This is a genomic window from Bradyrhizobium sp. CCBAU 53340 (assembly GCF_015291645.1).
GTDB lineage: Bacteria > Pseudomonadota > Alphaproteobacteria > Rhizobiales > Xanthobacteraceae > Bradyrhizobium.
On the sequence record NZ_CP030055.1, the window covers coordinates 2,620,969 to 2,635,771 of the forward strand.

15 protein-coding genes are annotated in these 14,803 nt (G+C 65.0%); 11 read left to right on the forward strand and 4 right to left on the reverse strand.

Annotation, left to right across the window (positions count from 1 at the left end; all coding sequences use genetic code 11):
• Nucleotides 1–5: 5 nt before the first annotated feature.
• Both flgG and flgF read right to left on the reverse strand, forming a co-directional pair.
• Nucleotides 6–794, reverse strand: a complete 789-nt coding sequence (flgG, locus tag XH89_RS12250; protein ID WP_194467300.1) for a flagellar basal-body rod protein FlgG — start codon at nt 792–794, stop codon at nt 6–8.
• 16 nt (nt 795–810) lie between these two features.
• The gene (gene flgF / locus XH89_RS12255; RefSeq protein WP_194467301.1) at nt 811–1,572 is read right to left on the reverse strand and encodes a flagellar basal-body rod protein FlgF; all 762 of its coding nucleotides are present in this window, start codon (nt 1,570–1,572) and stop codon (nt 811–813) included.
• 385 nt (nt 1,573–1,957) lie between these two features.
• On the opposite strand from flgF, the gene fliL reads away from it, so the two are divergent.
• From fliL to XH89_RS12280, 5 genes are all read left to right on the forward strand, one after another.
• Nucleotides 1,958–2,458 (forward strand): flagellar basal body-associated protein FliL, encoded by a 501-nt coding sequence (fliL, locus tag XH89_RS12260; protein WP_194467302.1) that lies wholly within the window; start codon nt 1,958–1,960, stop codon nt 2,456–2,458.
• 30 nt (nt 2,459–2,488) lie between these two features.
• Nucleotides 2,489–3,691 (forward strand): flagellar motor switch protein FliM, encoded by a 1,203-nt coding sequence (gene fliM / locus XH89_RS12265; RefSeq protein ID WP_194467303.1) that lies wholly within the window; start codon nt 2,489–2,491, stop codon nt 3,689–3,691.
• Nucleotides 3,688–4,134 (forward strand): DUF6468 domain-containing protein, encoded by a 447-nt coding sequence (locus XH89_RS12270; RefSeq protein ID WP_194467304.1) that lies wholly within the window; start codon nt 3,688–3,690, stop codon nt 4,132–4,134. Before fliM ends, XH89_RS12270 begins: the two co-directional genes overlap by 4 nt.
• A gap of 9 nt (nt 4,135–4,143) precedes the next feature.
• Nucleotides 4,144–4,908 carry a MotE family protein gene (locus XH89_RS12275; RefSeq protein ID WP_194467305.1) on the forward strand — a complete coding sequence of 255 codons (765 nt, stop codon included), beginning with the start codon at nt 4,144–4,146 and terminating at the stop codon, nt 4,906–4,908.
• Between the two features lie 102 nt (nt 4,909–5,010).
• The gene (locus tag XH89_RS12280) at nt 5,011–8,775 is read left to right on the forward strand and encodes a tetratricopeptide repeat protein (protein ID WP_194467306.1); all 3,765 of its coding nucleotides are present in this window, start codon (nt 5,011–5,013) and stop codon (nt 8,773–8,775) included.
• Nucleotides 8,776–9,011: 236 nt separating this feature from the next.
• Here XH89_RS12280 and fliP read toward each other — a convergent pair whose 3' ends face one another.
• Together fliP and XH89_RS12290 are read right to left on the reverse strand one after the other, a co-directional pair.
• On the reverse strand, nt 9,012–9,800 hold the full coding sequence (gene fliP / locus XH89_RS12285) for a flagellar type III secretion system pore protein FliP (RefSeq protein WP_194467307.1): 789 nt from the start codon (nt 9,798–9,800) through the stop codon (nt 9,012–9,014).
• Entirely contained in the window at nt 9,797–10,783 is a 987-nt protein-coding gene (locus XH89_RS12290; protein ID WP_194467308.1) for a flagellar biosynthetic protein FliO, read from the reverse strand. Before XH89_RS12290 ends, fliP begins: the two co-directional genes overlap by 4 nt.
• Nucleotides 10,784–11,146: 363 nt before the next feature.
• On the opposite strand from XH89_RS12290, the gene flgB reads away from it, so the two are divergent.
• From flgB to flhB, 6 genes are all read left to right on the forward strand, one after another.
• On the forward strand, nt 11,147–11,551 hold the full coding sequence (gene flgB, locus XH89_RS12295; protein ID WP_194467309.1) for a flagellar basal body rod protein FlgB: 405 nt from the start codon (nt 11,147–11,149) through the stop codon (nt 11,549–11,551).
• A gap of 17 nt (nt 11,552–11,568) precedes the next feature.
• Entirely contained in the window at nt 11,569–11,994 is a 426-nt protein-coding gene (gene flgC / locus XH89_RS12300; protein WP_194467310.1) for a flagellar basal body rod protein FlgC, read from the forward strand.
• Between the two features lie 17 nt (nt 11,995–12,011).
• The gene (fliE, locus tag XH89_RS12305; RefSeq protein ID WP_194467311.1) at nt 12,012–12,320 is read left to right on the forward strand and encodes a flagellar hook-basal body complex protein FliE; all 309 of its coding nucleotides are present in this window, start codon (nt 12,012–12,014) and stop codon (nt 12,318–12,320) included.
• Nucleotides 12,321–12,474: 154 nt separating this feature from the next.
• On the forward strand, nt 12,475–12,738 hold the full coding sequence (gene fliQ, locus XH89_RS12310; protein ID WP_194468459.1) for a flagellar biosynthesis protein FliQ: 264 nt from the start codon (nt 12,475–12,477) through the stop codon (nt 12,736–12,738).
• A 17-nt stretch (nt 12,739–12,755) separates the two neighbouring features.
• Nucleotides 12,756–13,526, forward strand: a complete 771-nt coding sequence (fliR, locus tag XH89_RS12315) for a flagellar biosynthetic protein FliR (RefSeq protein ID WP_194467312.1) — start codon at nt 12,756–12,758, stop codon at nt 13,524–13,526.
• A gap of 173 nt (nt 13,527–13,699) precedes the next feature.
• Nucleotides 13,700–14,779, forward strand: coding sequence for a flagellar biosynthesis protein FlhB (gene flhB / locus XH89_RS12320; protein WP_194467313.1), 1,080 nt, complete (start codon nt 13,700–13,702; stop codon nt 14,777–14,779).
• The last annotated feature ends 24 nt before the right edge of the window (nt 14,780–14,803 follow it).

Below are 14,803 nucleotides of genomic sequence, written 5' to 3' on the forward strand. Positions count from 1 at the left end.
TTACCTCAGCGGAACAGCGCCGTGGTCGATTGCATCATCTGGTCGGCGGCGCTGATCACCTTGGCGTTCATCTCATAGGCGCGCTGCGCGGCGATCAGGTCGCTCATCTCCGAGACGACGTCGACATTGGCCTGCTCGAGGCTTCCTTGCGTGATCTTGCCGTAGCCTTCGGAGTTCGCCGTGCCGTCCTGCGGCGTGCCCGACGAGGTCGTCTCGATGAACTGGTTGCTGCCGACCGGCTGCAGACCCGCCTTGTTGATGAAACGGGTCAAGCCGATCTGGCCCAGAACTGTGTTGGTCGACGAGCCCGGCAGCGTCACGGTCACCTGACCCTGCTCGTTGACGGTGATGCCCGAAGCGTTGTTCGGGATCGTGATGGTCGGCTGCACCGGATTGCCGCCCGCGGTGACGACGCGGCCCTGATTGTCCATCTGGAAGGTGCCGTCGCGGGTGTACTGGAAGGTGCCGTCGGGCATCAGGATCTTGAAGAAGCCTTCGCCCGAGATCGCGAGGTCGAGGTCGTTGCCGGTCTGCGACAGCGTGCCTTGCGTCATGCTGCGCGGCGTGCCGACAGTCTTGACACCGCCGCCGATGTCGACGCCGACCGGCAGGATAGTGCCCTGATCCGAGGCCTGGGCGCCGACGCGGCGGATGTGCTCGTAGATCAGGTCCTCGAACGCCGCGGTCTGCTTCTTGAAGCCGGTGGTGCGCAGGTTCGCGATGTTGTTGGAGATCACCTGAACGTTCAGTTCCTGTGCCGCCATTCCGGTCGCAGCGGTGTGGAGCGCTTGCATGTCAGTGATCCCCTAATCAGGCCGGAACGTCGGCGAGCTTTTCGATCGCCGATTTGTGGAGGTCGCTCTGCTGCTGGAGCAGGTTGGCGACCCCGGTGTAGGCGCGCATCACCTCGACCATGCGGGTCATCTCGACGACCGAATTCACGTTCGATTTCTCGACATAGCCCTGCTGCAGGGTGGACTTGGTGTCGGGCTGCTGGGTGGCGGAGCCGGTGTCATAGAGATTGGCGCCGAGCTTGGTCAGCTTGGCCGGATCGTCGAACGTCACCATCTTGATCTTGCCGCGGATGGAGTCAGTCTTGGCCGTGCCCTCGAGCACGGTGACGGTGCCGTCGGGGGCGACGTTGATGTCGTGGTCGGTCGGCTGGAACACGATCGGGCCGCCGGTGCCGAGCACCAGGTTGCCGTCGGAGGTCATGAGCTGGCCGGTGCTGCTGAGCGCGAACTTGCCGTCGCGGGTGTAGCGCTCGGCGCCGTCGGCCTGCACGGCGAAAAAGGCGTTGCCGCTGATCGCCATGTCGAGCGGGTTGTTGGTCGCCTCCATCGGCCCCTGGCCGACGTCGCGGTAGGTGCCGCGGTCCTGCACATAGGAGACCCGGCGGTCGGAGCCGATGAAATTGTCCTCATGCGCGTTCGAGCGGAGGTACTCCTCGAACAGCGAATGGTCGGCCTTGAAGCCGTTGGTGTTGGCATTGGCGACGTTGTTGGCGATGACATCCATCTGCCGCTCCAACGTCATCTGCCGCGACAATCCGATCAGAAGCGCATTCTGCATCGGTCAATCTCCCCTGCGTGGGGTCCGCCATTTCGCTCTCCCAAGCGCCTTGGCCGATCCCGTGAACGAGGCCGTCGGGTTCTCCCAAACCGTTCGATCTCGGCCCACTCTCAGCGAAAGCCGTGCCAACACAGAAAGGTTTGTAATTACAAATGGATGGCTATTTTTCAGCGCTTTGGGCGGCCGGCAGAAAGGTTCTGTTAGCCATGTTTGCCCGGCAGATTTTTCCTAGCAGAGGCCCGATCGAAAGGTTCCGTTAACCATTATTACCGTAGCGTTTGCGCGTAAGAGGAGCGCATTGCGCCGGGACATTTGTATCGCGTCACTGTCTGCCAGGAGGCTTCGCTCTTTCGACCCTCGATGAGATGAGCGAGCCCGGACGACCATGGCAGAGAACGAAGCGGAAGGCGGCGCAGCTGCCGAAGGCGCGGAAGCCGCTCCGCCGAAGAACAAGCTCAAGCTCATCATCATGGCCGTCGGCCTGCTTGCCGTCCTCGGCGGCGGCGCTGCGACCTGGTTCTTCTTCTTCCGTCACGGCGACGACGAGCATCATGCCGAGGCGGCGCCCCCGCCGAAGCCGCCGGCTTTCGTCGACGTGCCCGACATGATGGTCAACCTCGCCGGCGCGCCCGGCGAGCGCGTGCAGTACCTCAAGCTCAAGATCGTGCTCGAGCTGAAGGAAGAGAAGCAGATCGAGGCGATCAAGCCGTCGATGCCGCGGGTCACCGACATCTTCCAGACCTATGTGCGCGAGCTTCGCTCCTCCGACCTCAACGGTTCGGCCGGCATCTTCCGCCTCAGGGAAGAGCTGACCAAGCGCGTCAACGCCGCGGTCGCGCCGATCCAGGTCAGCGCGGTGCTGTTCAAGGAAGTCGTGCTCCAGTGAGGATGCTGCGGAAGGGTATGGACTAGCGTCATGGCCGGCAACGAGCAGATGGACCAGGATGCGATTGCCGCCCAATGGGAGGCGTCGCTCGATTCCGAGGATCCCGCGGAGGCCGCGAAGGCTGCTGCCGAAAACGAACTATCGGAGACCATGGCCCTGCAATGGGCGGCCATGGTCGAGGACGGCAGCCGCGACCTCGGCAACGGCAAGAACTCCGGCGAGCGGGTACTGTCGCAGGAGGAGATCGACAATCTCCTCGGCTTCACCGTCGGCGACGTCACGCTCGATGACCACAGCGGCATCCGCGCGATCATCGATTCGGCGATGGTCTCCTACGAGCGTCTGCCGATGCTCGAAATCGTCTTCGACCGCCTGGTGCGGCTCCTGACGACCTCCTTGCGCAATTTCACCTCCGACAACGTCGAAGTCTCGCTCGACCGCATCACCTCGGTGCGCTTCGGCGACTACATGAACTCGATCCCGCTGCCTGCCGTGCTCTCGGTGTTCAAGGCCGAGGAGTGGGAAAATTTCGGCATGGCGACGGTCGATTCCAACCTGATCTATTCGATGATCGACGTGCTGCTCGGCGGCCGCCGCGGCTCGAGCCAGCTGCGCATCGAGGGCCGGCCCTACACCACGATCGAGACCGAGCTGGTCAAGCGCCTGGTCGAGGTGGTGCTGGCCGACGCCGAGCAGGCGTTCCGGCCGCTGTCGCCGGTGACCTTCACGATCGACCGGCTCGAGACCAATCCGCGCTTCGCCGCGATCAGCCGTCCCGCCAACGCCGCGATCCTGGTGCGCCTGCGCATCGACATGGAAGACCGCGGCGGCAATATCGAGCTCTTGCTTCCCTACGCGACCATCGAACCGATCAGGCCCGTCCTGCTCCAGATGTTCATGGGCGAAAAGTTCGGCCGCGATCCGGTCTGGGAAGGCCATTTCGCCACCGAGATCGTCCAGGCGGAGATTTCTGTCGATGCGGTGCTCTACGAGGCCGATATTCCGCTCAAGCAGCTGATGCGGCTGAAAGTCGGCGACACCCTGCCGCTGGACATGCGCGCCGATGCCAACGTCACCGTGCGCTGCGGCGACGTCACCATCACCGAAGGACGCATGGGCCGGGTCGGAGAGCGCGTTGCGATCCGCGTGACGAAACCCTTGCGCAAGCCAAGTACGACACTTGCGATGTTCGAGAAGGTGGACGAACAGAACAAGCTGATGGAGGCCCCATGAACCACTCCCTAGGAATGGCGATCGAGACGCTGGTGGCTATCCTGCTGATGCTCACGATCGGCTACTGCATCCTGCTCAACAAGCGGTTGACGCGGCTGAAGGCGGACGAGCATTCGCTGAAGGCCGTGATCGGCGAGCTGATCACAGCGACCGAGATCGCCGAGCGCGCGATCGGCGGGCTCAAGCTCGCCGTGCGCGACGTCAACGAGAATCTCGGCAGCCAGCTCGCGGCCGCGACGCAGATGTCCGACCAGCTCTACAAGCAGCTCGGCGAAGCCGACAATGTGGTGCGTCGCCTCTCCAAGATCGCGATCGCGGCGCGCCCCGTGACGAATGCGGAAGCCGCCGCCGCGCCGGTGGCCAAGCCGTCGCCTGCGAAAGCAGTGGCGGCGGCCGCCGAAGCCTTCTCCGAGCGCCGAAGGTCCAATGGTCTCGCCGCATAAAGTCAGAGTATGAAATCCTTTCGTAACATCCGCGTCATTCCGGTCGTCCTGGTTGCGGTCGCAGGCCTGGCCATGCTGAAAGTGGCGGGGCTCGTGATCAATGGCGGCTATGTCTTCGACTACCAGCCGAACAGCGCGAAGAAGTCCTGGGCGCAGGAGAATCTGAACTTCCCGACCGGACGCGAGGACCCCGACATCACCGGCTCGACGCACGGTGAGCCGAAGGAAGCGCCCAAGCCCGCCGCGCCCGAGAGCAAGGTCGAGGGCGGCACGCCGGTGAAGATGGACGAAGCCCAGCCGCAGGTCTCGGCCTCGGAGCGCGCGATCCTGGAACGCCTGCAGGCGCGCCGCCAGGAGATCGAATCCCGCCAGCGCGAGATCGATATCCGCGAGAGCCTGCTGAAGTCGGCCGAGAAGCGCATCGAGGGCAAGGTCGAGGAGATGAAGGCGGTGGAATCCCGCATCACCGCGACCCAGGCCGAGCAGAAGGCCGCCGAGGCCCAGCGCATGAAGGGCCTCGTCACCATGTATGAAGGCATGAAGCCCAAGGATGCCGCGCGGGTGTTCGACCGGCTGGAGATGGGCGTGCTGATCGAGATCGCCTCCGCAATCGCCCCGCGCAAGATGTCCGACATCCTGGGGCTGATGTCGCCCGAGGCCGCCGAGCGCCTGACCGTCGAGATGGCGCGCCGTGCCAATGGGGGCGGGGATCAGTCGGCAGCCGTCGGGGATCTGCCGAAGATCGACGGCAAGCCGACGCAAAAGCCGAATTGAGGGCTCATACTTAAGAAGTCCTTAATTGGCAAAACCTACATTCGAGGGCATGGGCCGGCCTTAGCGCCGGCATGGACCGCCGAACCGGAAGAAATGCCGCCAATGGCGCGAGAGGCTGCCGCTGGATTTGTGTCGCGAGCCCGCGCATTGGCGCTGGGGCTGTCGCGTCACGTCCGCAAGGCCGTCCTGTTGTCGGCCTGCGCGCTGATCGGCCTCAATACCGTTGCGCGCGCGGCCGATGCCATCAGGGGCGAGGCGAGCTTTTCGGCCGGCGGCGGCTTTGCCCGCCTCGTGATCAAGCTTGGCGAGGACGTTCCGTCCGAGGTGACGACCGCCGGCTCCATCCTCATCATTCGCTTCGATCGCCCCGTCGACGTTCCCGTCGATCGCGTGCCGGAAGGCGCGCCCGACTATGTCAACTCCGCCCGCCGCGACCCCGACGGCAGCGCGATCCGGCTGTCGCTGGCGCGGCGCGTCACCGTCAACACCATGAACGCCGGCGAGCGCACCTTCATCGACCTGCTGCCGGAAGGCTGGAAGGGCGCGCCGCCGCCGCTGCCGATGGACGTGGTGAAGGAACTAGCCGAGCGCGCCCGCGCTGCCGAGCGGGCGCTGCGCGCCCAGCGCGCTGCGGCCGAGAGCAAGAAGCATCCGCCGATCCGCGTGCGTGCCTCGGTGCAGCCGACCTTCGTGCGCTTCGTGTTCGAGATGCCCGACGGCGTCGGCGTCTCCTCGGTGCTCAACGAGCAGAAGCTGACGCTTGCCTTCAACGCCAATCTCAACTTCGATCTTGCCGATGCCGTCGTCGCGGCGCCTCCGAACGTTGCCTCGATCAAGCAGAAGGCCGACATCGACCAGACCAGCGTCGAGATCGCGCTGATCGGCGATTCCGACGTGCACTCCTTCCGCGACGACAAGAACTACGTCGTCGACATTGCCTTCCAGCCGGACAGAGGCAAGGCGGCCGCAACGGCTGAAGCCGCGATTGCGCAGGCCGGCGCAGGCGGTCACGGACCGGCCGCAGAAAAGCCGGCGGCCGCGAAGCCGAAAGACGCCCAGATCGTGCCGCCGACTTCGGAGACGATCGCCCGCGACGCCAAGATCGACGTCAAGCCCGACGTCAAGCCCGAGGTCAAGCCGGAGGCGAAGGCGGAAACGCCGCCCGCAATGCCACCCCCTGAGGCGCCGAAGCCGGCGCCGGCCGTTGCGGCGCCCGCGACTGAAGCCCCGCACGCCGCCGAAGCGCCCAAGGAGGCCACAGCCCCCGCGGCGCCGGCGAAGGAAGCGGCCGAAGCTCCCAAGGAGGCCGTGGCGGAGGCGGCCAAAGAGCCTGTCAAGGAGCCGGTCAAGGATGTACCGAAGGAAGCCGCCAAGCCCGAATCCAAGCCTGCGCCTGCGGAGGCGCAAGCTGCGCCATCGCCTCCAATCGCCAGTGTCGATGCGCGCCGTGACAGCGACGGACTGCGCGTAACGTTCCCGTTTTCTGTGGCAACGCCGGCCGCAGCGTTCCGCCGCGGCGACACGGTGTGGCTGGTGTTCGATTCGCCGAAGCCTGTTGACGTCGACCCGATCCGCGCCCGTGGCGGCGCAATGATCGGCGAGGTCAGCCGCATGCCGCTCGAAAAGGGGCAGGCGGTGCGAATCCGTCTCACCCGTCCTTTGGTCTATTCGCTGACCAGCGAGGAGGTCGGCAAGGAGACGAACTGGCTGCTCACGCTTGCCGACAAGATCCAGGCGACGCCGCTGCCGCTGATGATGTCGCGCAACATCACCGATCCCGCGCTGGCCAACATCGCCATCCCCTTTGCCAATCCGGGCCAGCTGCACAAGCTCACCGATCCCGATGCCGGCGACATGCTCTACGTCGTCACCGCGCAGCGGCCGGTCCGCGGCTTCATCAAGCGGCAGGATCTCGTCGACCTCTCGCTGCTGGAATCCGCCCATGGCATCGCGATCCGCCCGAACTCCGACGACGTCGGCGTCGAGGTCGGGGCGGACAAGGTCATTCTGGGCAAGAAGGGTGGCTTGACGCTGTCGCCGGTCGATGTCTCGGCCGAGCGCGCGCCGACCGCGGTACGGCCGGTCTTCAATCCCGAGAGCTGGCGCAAGGGCCAGTCGGAGGATTTCTGGACGCGCCAGAGCGATTTGATCACGGCGATCTCGGCGGTCGAACCGGCGCAGCGCTCGCTGCCGCGGCTCGATCTCGCCCGGTTCTACATGTCGCGCGCGATGTATTACGAAGCCAAGTCCGTGACCGATGTGATGCTGGCCGATCCTCTCAACAAGGAGGAGAGCAGTGCGCTGATCATCCACGCGATCGCGAGCATCCTGATCGGCCGGCCGGCCCAGGGCCTGAAGGATCTCGCCAATCCCGTGATCGGCAACAGCCATGATTCCCAGCTCTGGAAGGCGCTCGCCTATGCGCGCCAGGAAAAATGGGCGGACGCCCGCGAGAAATTCAAGAACGTCGAATTCGCCATCGCCTCGCTGCCGCTGGACATCCAGCGCATCGTGACGATGGATGCGATGCGCGCTTCGCTCGAGGTCAAGGACTATGCTGGCGCCTCCAAGCGTCGCGGCGAGATCGAGGTGGTCGGCGTACCGCCGGAAGCCGCGCCAGGCTTTGCGGTGCTGCGCGGCCGGCTCGCCGAAGCGCTCGGCCACGACAAGGACGCGCTCGACGACTACAAATTCGCCGTCGCCTCGAACGACCGCCTGGCCGCAGCCGAGGCCAAGCAGCTCGAGGTCGCGCTGCGACAGAAGCGCGACGAGATCAGCAAGGAAGACGCGCTGAAGGAGCTCGAGACGCTGTCAATGACCTGGCGCGGCGACGCTATCGAGGTCAAGACGCTGCAGATGCTGTCGCAGCTCTATTCCGAGAACGGGCGCTACCGCGACGCGCTCACCGCGGCGCGCACCGCGACGAAGATGCAGCCGAACTCGGAGGCCTCGCGTCAGGCGCAGGATCTGGCGTCGGATCTGTTTACGCAGATCTTCCTGGGGCCCAAGGGCGACGAACTGCCGCCGGTCGAGGCGCTCGGGATGTTCTACGAGTTTCGCGAGCTGACGCCGATCGGTCGCCGCGGCGATGAACTGATCCGGCGCCTGGCCGATCGTCTCGCCTCGGTCGATCTGCTCGACCAGGCCGCCGAGCTGCTGCAATACCAGGTCGACCATCGCCTCGAAGGCGCTGCACGGGCGCAGGTCGCCGCGCGGCTTGCCATGATCTATCTCGCCAACCGCAAGCCCGACATGGCGATCACGGCGTTGCGCGCCAGCCGCATCAGCGACCTCTCCGGCGAGCTCAGGCAGCAGCGCCTCTTGCTGGAGGCGCGCGCGCAGAGCGACGTCGGCCGCCACGATCTCGCGCTCGACATCGTCTCCAACGTCTCCGGGCGCGAGGTGCTGCGGCTGCGGTCCGATATCTTCTGGGCGGCACGGCGCTGGCGCGAGTCCGCCGAGCAGATCGAGCTCTATTACGGCGAGCGCTTCCGAGACTTCAAGCCGCTCAACGCGGTGGAGAAGAGCGACATCATCCGTGCCGCCGTCGGCTACGCGCTCGCCGACGACTCGATCGGGTTGTCGCGCTTCCGCGAGAAATACGCCCCGCTGATGAGCGAGAGCGCCGACCGGCTCGCCTTCGACATCGCCAGCAAGCCGGCTGCCGCCTCCAGCGCCGAATTCGCCGAGATCGCCAAGCTCGCCGCCAGCGTCGACACGCTCGACGGGTTCCTGCGCGAGATGAAGCAGCGCTTCCCCGACGCCACCGCGCGTGCCCCCGCCGCCCCGCAGGCCAAGGACGAGACCGAGCACACCGGCTCACTGCCCACGATCCCCGTCGTGCGGCAGATCAAGATGACCCGGTAGGAACTTGCCGTCGGATCGACGCTCGGCCCAAGGATTTGCGAAAAACAACCCCATGCACAGTAGACGGCAGCAACTGAATCAACGGGTTGGCTGACGCCGACCGCAATTGCGGATTTTACGAAATAAATTTGACTCGTCGGGCAAAACACTGGCATCGATGTCACGATGCGCATCGCCCCTCCGTCGCCAGGATAGCCTGCTGCCAGGCCGGACCTGCGACCGCTCCGCATTCGACACTATCCCCCGTAACTCTGCACCAGGCTTCCCGCCACCAGCGACCAGCCGTCGACCAGCACGAAGAAGATCAGCTTGAACGGCAGCGAGATCGTCGCGGGCGGCAGCATCATCATGCCCATCGACATCAGCACCGAGGCGACGACGAGGTCGATGATCAGGAAGGGGAGAAACAACAGGAAGCCGATCTCGAAGGCGCGCTTGAGCTCGGAGATCATGAAGGCGGGCACGAGGATGCGCAGCGCGAGCTCGTCGGGTGTCGCCGGCGGCGGCTCGCCGGAAAGATCCAGAAACAGCTTCAGGTCCTTCTCGCGGACGTTCTTCTGCATGAAACCGCGCAAGGGGACGGAGGCACGCTGGAGCGCGTCCTCGACGCCGATCTGGTTGGCGACGAGCGGGCGGATGCCGTCGTCGTAGGATTTTTGCAGCACCGGTCCCATCACGAAGAAGGTGAGGAACATCGCCAGCGCCAGGATCACCGAGTTGGGCGGCGCAGTCGCGGTGCCCATCGCGGTGCGGAGCAGCGACAGCACCACCACGATGCGCGTGAACGACGTCATCATGATCAGGATGGACGGGGCGATCGACAGCACCGTGAGCAGCGCGATCAGCTGGATCGCGCGCTCTGTGACGCCGCCGCCAGCACCGCCGCCGCCGAGATTGATGCTGATGTCCTGCGCATGCGCAGGGGTCGCGAGCAAAGCCGTGACGAGCAGAGCCGTGGCGGGCAGGGCCGCGGCGATCAGGACAGAGGGGACAAGAACTCTACGCGGGAGGGACGGCAGCCTCACGAAGACGGCTTCGGACGGCCGAGCAGCGAGGCCATCTCGTCTTCAAGATTTTCAAAGCTGGTCTTCTCCGCAGCCGGCTTGGCCGGCGGCGCCGGAGGAGGCGGCGGCTCGACGCGTGCGGCGCGTGGCGGAGGCGCATCCGGCGCGACTGGCGGAGCGATGGTCTCGCCGGCCGGACGGCGCAGAGCCGCCTCGAGGCGCTGGGCCATCTCGGCGAGATTCTGTTCGGCGCTCGACGGCGCGGCGGCAGCGGGGGCCGGCGGCGGAACGGGCGGCGCCTGGAGTGCCGGCGAGGGCTGCGGCACGGGCGGAGGCGGCAGCGGCGCAGCCGCACGCTCGGCGCGCACCGGCGGCATCTTCGCCGGCTCGCTCTGGCGCGGCGGGCGCGGCATCAGCGGCGGCTCGCTGCGCGCAACGCGCGGCGGCAGCGGCTCGGGACGGGGCTCACGCTCGGGACGCGGTGCGATCGGCTCGGGCGAAAAGCCGCCCAGTGTCGGCTCGCTGCGGCGCTCGGCCAGAGTGGGCGCCGGGCGACGGACCTCGTCGGCGAAAGAAGGGCGCGCGGGGCGCGGCGGCGGCTCGGGCATCTGCGGCTCGGGATGGTCGAGCACTTCGGGCCGCGGCGCCTCGTCGGCCCAGCCGGCATCGGGCATCGGGGCGAGGCGCGGCGGCTCGGCTTGGCTGGGACGCTGCGGAATCTGGTCGCGGCCGGCGGCGGCACGGACGATATTCGGCTCGACGACGATGTCGGTCGGACCGCCGATCATCAGCAGATGCTCGACATTGTCGCGGCGGACCAGCACCAGGCGTCGGCGGCCATCGACCGCGGCGGCGTCGATCACGGCGAGCCGGGGCATCCGTCCGCGCTGGGTGTTGGCGCCGAGCCGGGTGGTTGCGAATCGGCGGACCAGCCACGCCGCAACGCCAATCAACGCCAGAACGACGATGAAGGCGACGATGAAGGTGATAGGGCTACCGTTCATACCTGTCCCCGGTAAATGGCGCTTCTCTCGTGCCTATGGTCGGATGTGCCGACCACTGGCGTGCGATGCCCCAAAACTGCGATTTCTTAACGTCCTGCGGCAAGTTTTGCCGTCCCCAACTCTTAATAACCTATGAATCGCCCGATCCAAAACGACTTCTTGGCCTGTGCGCGGGCCGCCAAGCGGTTGGGGTTAATGCGGCTTTTGGCATGGGTAGAATCACGGGGGAAGCCCTTTATGTTTCGATCGGAAACATGCATTCGCCGCGCCTTAACCACCTGTTAACCATACACGCGGCAAATTCTGCCTAGCTTTGGGCCAGGGTCCGCGCTCGGACCCAGCGAGGCGGAAGGAGCCGCAACGATGTCCATCAACGATCTGCCGGTGCTGTCGGCGCTTCGCACCAAGATGCAATGGCACCAGGAACGCCAGCGCGTCCTGTCCGAGAACGTTTCCAATTCCGACACGCCCAATTTTCGGCCCCGCGAGCTGGTCGAGCCGAAATTCGACAAGACCGGCACGCCTGCGAGCTCGATGGGGCCGCTCGCCATGACCGTCACCAGCGCCTCTCACATGACGCCATCGGGCGCGCCCTCGAGCTTCGAGCAGAACGGGAATGCGGGTTTCGAAACCCGTCCGGCGGGCAATGCCGTCAATCTCGAAGAGGAGATGATGAAGTCGGCCAACAACCAGATGGATTATGCGGCGGTGACCTCGCTCTATTCGAAGAGCCTGCATCTGCTCAAGACCGCGATCGGTAAAGGCTAGGCCAGGGGAGCTAGATCATGGCGAATGACAGCAGCGACTTTGCCCGTTCCATGGCGATCGCGACCTCGGGCCTGCGGGCCCAGGCCGGACGCATGCGGGTGATCTCCGAAAACATCGCGAATGCGGACTCGACCTCGCAGTCGGCAGGCGGCGATCCCTACCGGCGCAAGGTGCCGACATTCTCATCGGCGCTCGACCGCACGCTCGATGCGCAGGTGGTCACGCTCGGCAGGGTCAAGCCCGACCAGTCCGCCTTCCGCGTCAGATACGAGCCGAACAATCCGGCGGCGGATGCCAGCGGCAACGTCAAATATCCCAACGTGAATTCGGTGGTCGAGATGACCGACATGCGCGATGCGCAGCGGTCCTACGAGGCCAATGTCAACATCATCAGTGCGACGCGCCGGATGATCCAGCGCACGCTCGACATCCTCAAGACCTGAACAGGAAGCCTTAAGCCATGGCAACACCGACAATCGCGGCCAATGCTTATGCCAACCTTGCGCGCGTGCTGGAGAACGGCGGCGCCGGCAAGGGCAGCGAGCCGAACGGACAGTCCTTTGCCTCGCTGCTGAAGGACGCCATCGGCAGCGTGGTGGAATCGGGTCGCAAATCCGACGCGCAAACCGTGGCGATGGCCAACGGCAAGGCCAACGTGATGGACGTGGTGACGGCAGTCGCCGACACCGATGTCGCGGTGTCCACGCTGGTCTCGGTCCGCGACCGCGTGATCGCGGCGTATGAAGACATCATGAAGATGCCGATCTGATGGTTGTCATTCCGGGGCGCGACGAAGTCGCGAGCTATGATGCGCAATTGCGCATCTGAGAATCCATAACCACGATCGGGAGCATGGATTCCGGGCTCTCGGCTTCGCGAGCCCCGGAATGACGAAAAAAACCATTCACAGCGAGAAATCAAAAATGACCGGACCTGAGACCCTCGACGTCGCGCGCGATGCGATCTGGACCATCGTGATCGTATCCTCGCCGCTAATGGTGGTCGGGCTCGTGGTCGGCGTGATCGTGTCGCTGTTCCAGGCGCTGACGCAGATCCAGGAGCAGACGCTGATCTACGTGCCGAAGATCCTGGCGATCTTTGCCACAATGCTGCTGGCGCTCCCGTTCATGGCCGACGCGCTCCATTCCCACATGATGCGGATCTCGTCGCGAATCATCGGCGGCTGAGGCACAATGCGCCCACCATGCGCATCGACGTTTCGCTGCTGCCGGCGCTTGCCGCGGCCTTCATGCTCGCTTTCGCCCGGGTCGGCGCGATGGTGATGCTGCTGCCGGGGCTCGGCGAGACCAACATCCCGACACGGGTGAAGCTGTCGATCGCGCTTCTGCTCACGCTGATCATCCTGCCGCTGCATCGCAGTGCCTACCAGGTCGACATGGGCTCGCTCGCGCCGCTGCTGGTCCTGATGCTGCATGAGATCGTGATCGGCATCGTGCTCGGCGCAACCGCGCGCGTGACGCTCGCCGCGCTCCAGGTCGCAGGCGCCGTGATCGCACAGCAGATGGGGCTCGGCTTCGTCACCTCGGTGGATCCGACCCAGGGGCAGCAGGGCGTGCTGGTCGGTAACTTCCTGACCATGCTGGGCGTGACCTTGCTGTTCGCCACCGACAGCCATCATCTGGTGATCGCGGCGCTGAACGACAGCTATTCGATCTTCGCGCCCGGCGAGACCGTGTCGAGCGGCGACGTCGCCTCGCTCGCCACGCGGGCCTTTTCTGCGGCGTTCCTGCTCGGCCTGCAGCTGTCGGGGCCATTCTTGGTGTTCGGCCTCGTCTTCAATATCGGGCTTGGGGTGCTGGCGCGCTTGATGCCGCAGATGCAGGTCTATTTCGTCGGCGTGCCGCTGTCGATCTTCGCGGGCTTCCTGGTGCTGGCCATGGTGCTCACGGCGATGATGGGCACCTATCTCGACTATTTCATCGGTGTCATGCACCAGATGATGCCGCTCAGATAGGTGATCTAGTGCCGCCGATTTGAAGTTCCTACAGTGCAAGCCTCACCTCCGAGGGGGAACTTCAAATCGATCAGCGGCACTAGCCAAATTCAGAATCTCGTAGCGCCCCTGTGCTTTCCGAAGTTCGTGCACAGGGGTCGCGAAAGTGACGAACTTCGGAAAGCGGGCGCTACGTGGCGGAAGACAACGATCCAGAGAGTCAAACAGAAGACCCGACGCAAAAACGTCTCGAAGAGGCGCTCGAGCGCGGTGACGTCGCCAAGAGCCAGGAGATCAACACCTGGTTCATGATCGCCGGCGGCACGCTCGTGGTCTCGACGTTCTCGGGCTCGATCGGCAGCGGGCTGATGACGCCGATGCGCAATCTGCTCGCCAATTCCTGGATGATCAAAACCGACCCCGGGAACCTGCTCAAGCTGACGCAGCAGATCGAAGTCGCGGTGCTGGCTGCGGTCGGCGTGCCGCTCCTGATGCTGGTGATCGCGGCCATTGCGGGCAACATGCTGCAGCACCGGCTGGTCTGGTCGGCCGAATCCCTCAAACCCAAATTCAGCAAGCTGTCGCCGGCCGCCGGCTTCAAGCGCATCTTCGGCAAGCAGGCGGCTGCGAACTTTCTCAAGGGGATCGGCAAGGTGATCGTGCTCGGTACGGTCATGACCACGATCCTGTGGCCGGAGCGGCATCGCATGGAGGCGATGGTCAAGCTCGATCCGATGGCCATGCTGGGCGCCTCAACCAGCATGACCGTCCATCTGCTCGGCGCGGTGGTCGCAGCCCTCGCGATCATCGCCATCGGTGACTATTTCTTCCAGTATCGCAGCTGGTTCCAGCGGCAGAAGATGTCGCTGCAGGAGATCAAGGAAGAGTTCAAGCAGTCCGAAGGCGACCCGCACATCAAGGGCAAGCTCAGGCAGTTGCGACAGCAGCGCTCCAAGAAGCGCATGATGGCGGCGGTTCCCAAGGCCTCCGTGATCATCACCAACCCGACCCACTATTCGGTGGCGCTGTCCTACGAGCGGGGCATGTCGGCGCCGATCTGCGTCGCCAAGGGCATCGACAACCTCGCCTTCAAGATCCGGGAGATCGCGCGCGAGCACGACATACCGATCGTCGAGAATGTGCCGCTGGCCCGCGCGCTCTACGCCACCGTCGAGATCGACCAGGAGATCCCCATGGAGCACTACCATGCGGTCGCCGAAGTCATCGGCTACGTCATGCGGATGAAGCGCGGATTCAGCGCCGCGCGGCAATAAACCCCCGAAAAGTACCGGAAATGG

Coding starts and splice junctions, on each gene's coding strand:
- XH89_RS12290 (WP_194467308.1), bottom strand. CDS start 10,783: ATGAACGGTAGCCCTATCACCTTCATCGTCGCCTTCATCGTCGTTCTG.
- fliQ (WP_194468459.1), top strand. CDS start 12,475: ATGACCGGACCTGAGACCCTCGACGTCGCGCGCGATGCGATCTGGACC.
- flgF (WP_194467301.1), bottom strand. CDS start 1,572: ATGCAGAATGCGCTTCTGATCGGATTGTCGCGGCAGATGACGTTGGAG.
- XH89_RS12270 (WP_194467304.1), top strand. CDS start 3,688: ATGAACCACTCCCTAGGAATGGCGATCGAGACGCTGGTGGCTATCCTG.
- flgG (WP_194467300.1), bottom strand. CDS start 794: ATGCAAGCGCTCCACACCGCTGCGACCGGAATGGCGGCACAGGAACTG.
- fliL (WP_194467302.1), top strand. CDS start 1,958: ATGGCAGAGAACGAAGCGGAAGGCGGCGCAGCTGCCGAAGGCGCGGAA.
- flgB (WP_194467309.1), top strand. CDS start 11,147: ATGTCCATCAACGATCTGCCGGTGCTGTCGGCGCTTCGCACCAAGATG.
- XH89_RS12280 (WP_194467306.1), top strand. CDS start 5,011: ATGGCGCGAGAGGCTGCCGCTGGATTTGTGTCGCGAGCCCGCGCATTG.
- fliE (WP_194467311.1), top strand. CDS start 12,012: ATGGCAACACCGACAATCGCGGCCAATGCTTATGCCAACCTTGCGCGC.
- fliR (WP_194467312.1), top strand. CDS start 12,756: ATGCGCATCGACGTTTCGCTGCTGCCGGCGCTTGCCGCGGCCTTCATG.
- fliM (WP_194467303.1), top strand. CDS start 2,489: ATGGCCGGCAACGAGCAGATGGACCAGGATGCGATTGCCGCCCAATGG.
- flgC (WP_194467310.1), top strand. CDS start 11,569: ATGGCGAATGACAGCAGCGACTTTGCCCGTTCCATGGCGATCGCGACC.
- XH89_RS12275 (WP_194467305.1), top strand. CDS start 4,144: ATGAAATCCTTTCGTAACATCCGCGTCATTCCGGTCGTCCTGGTTGCG.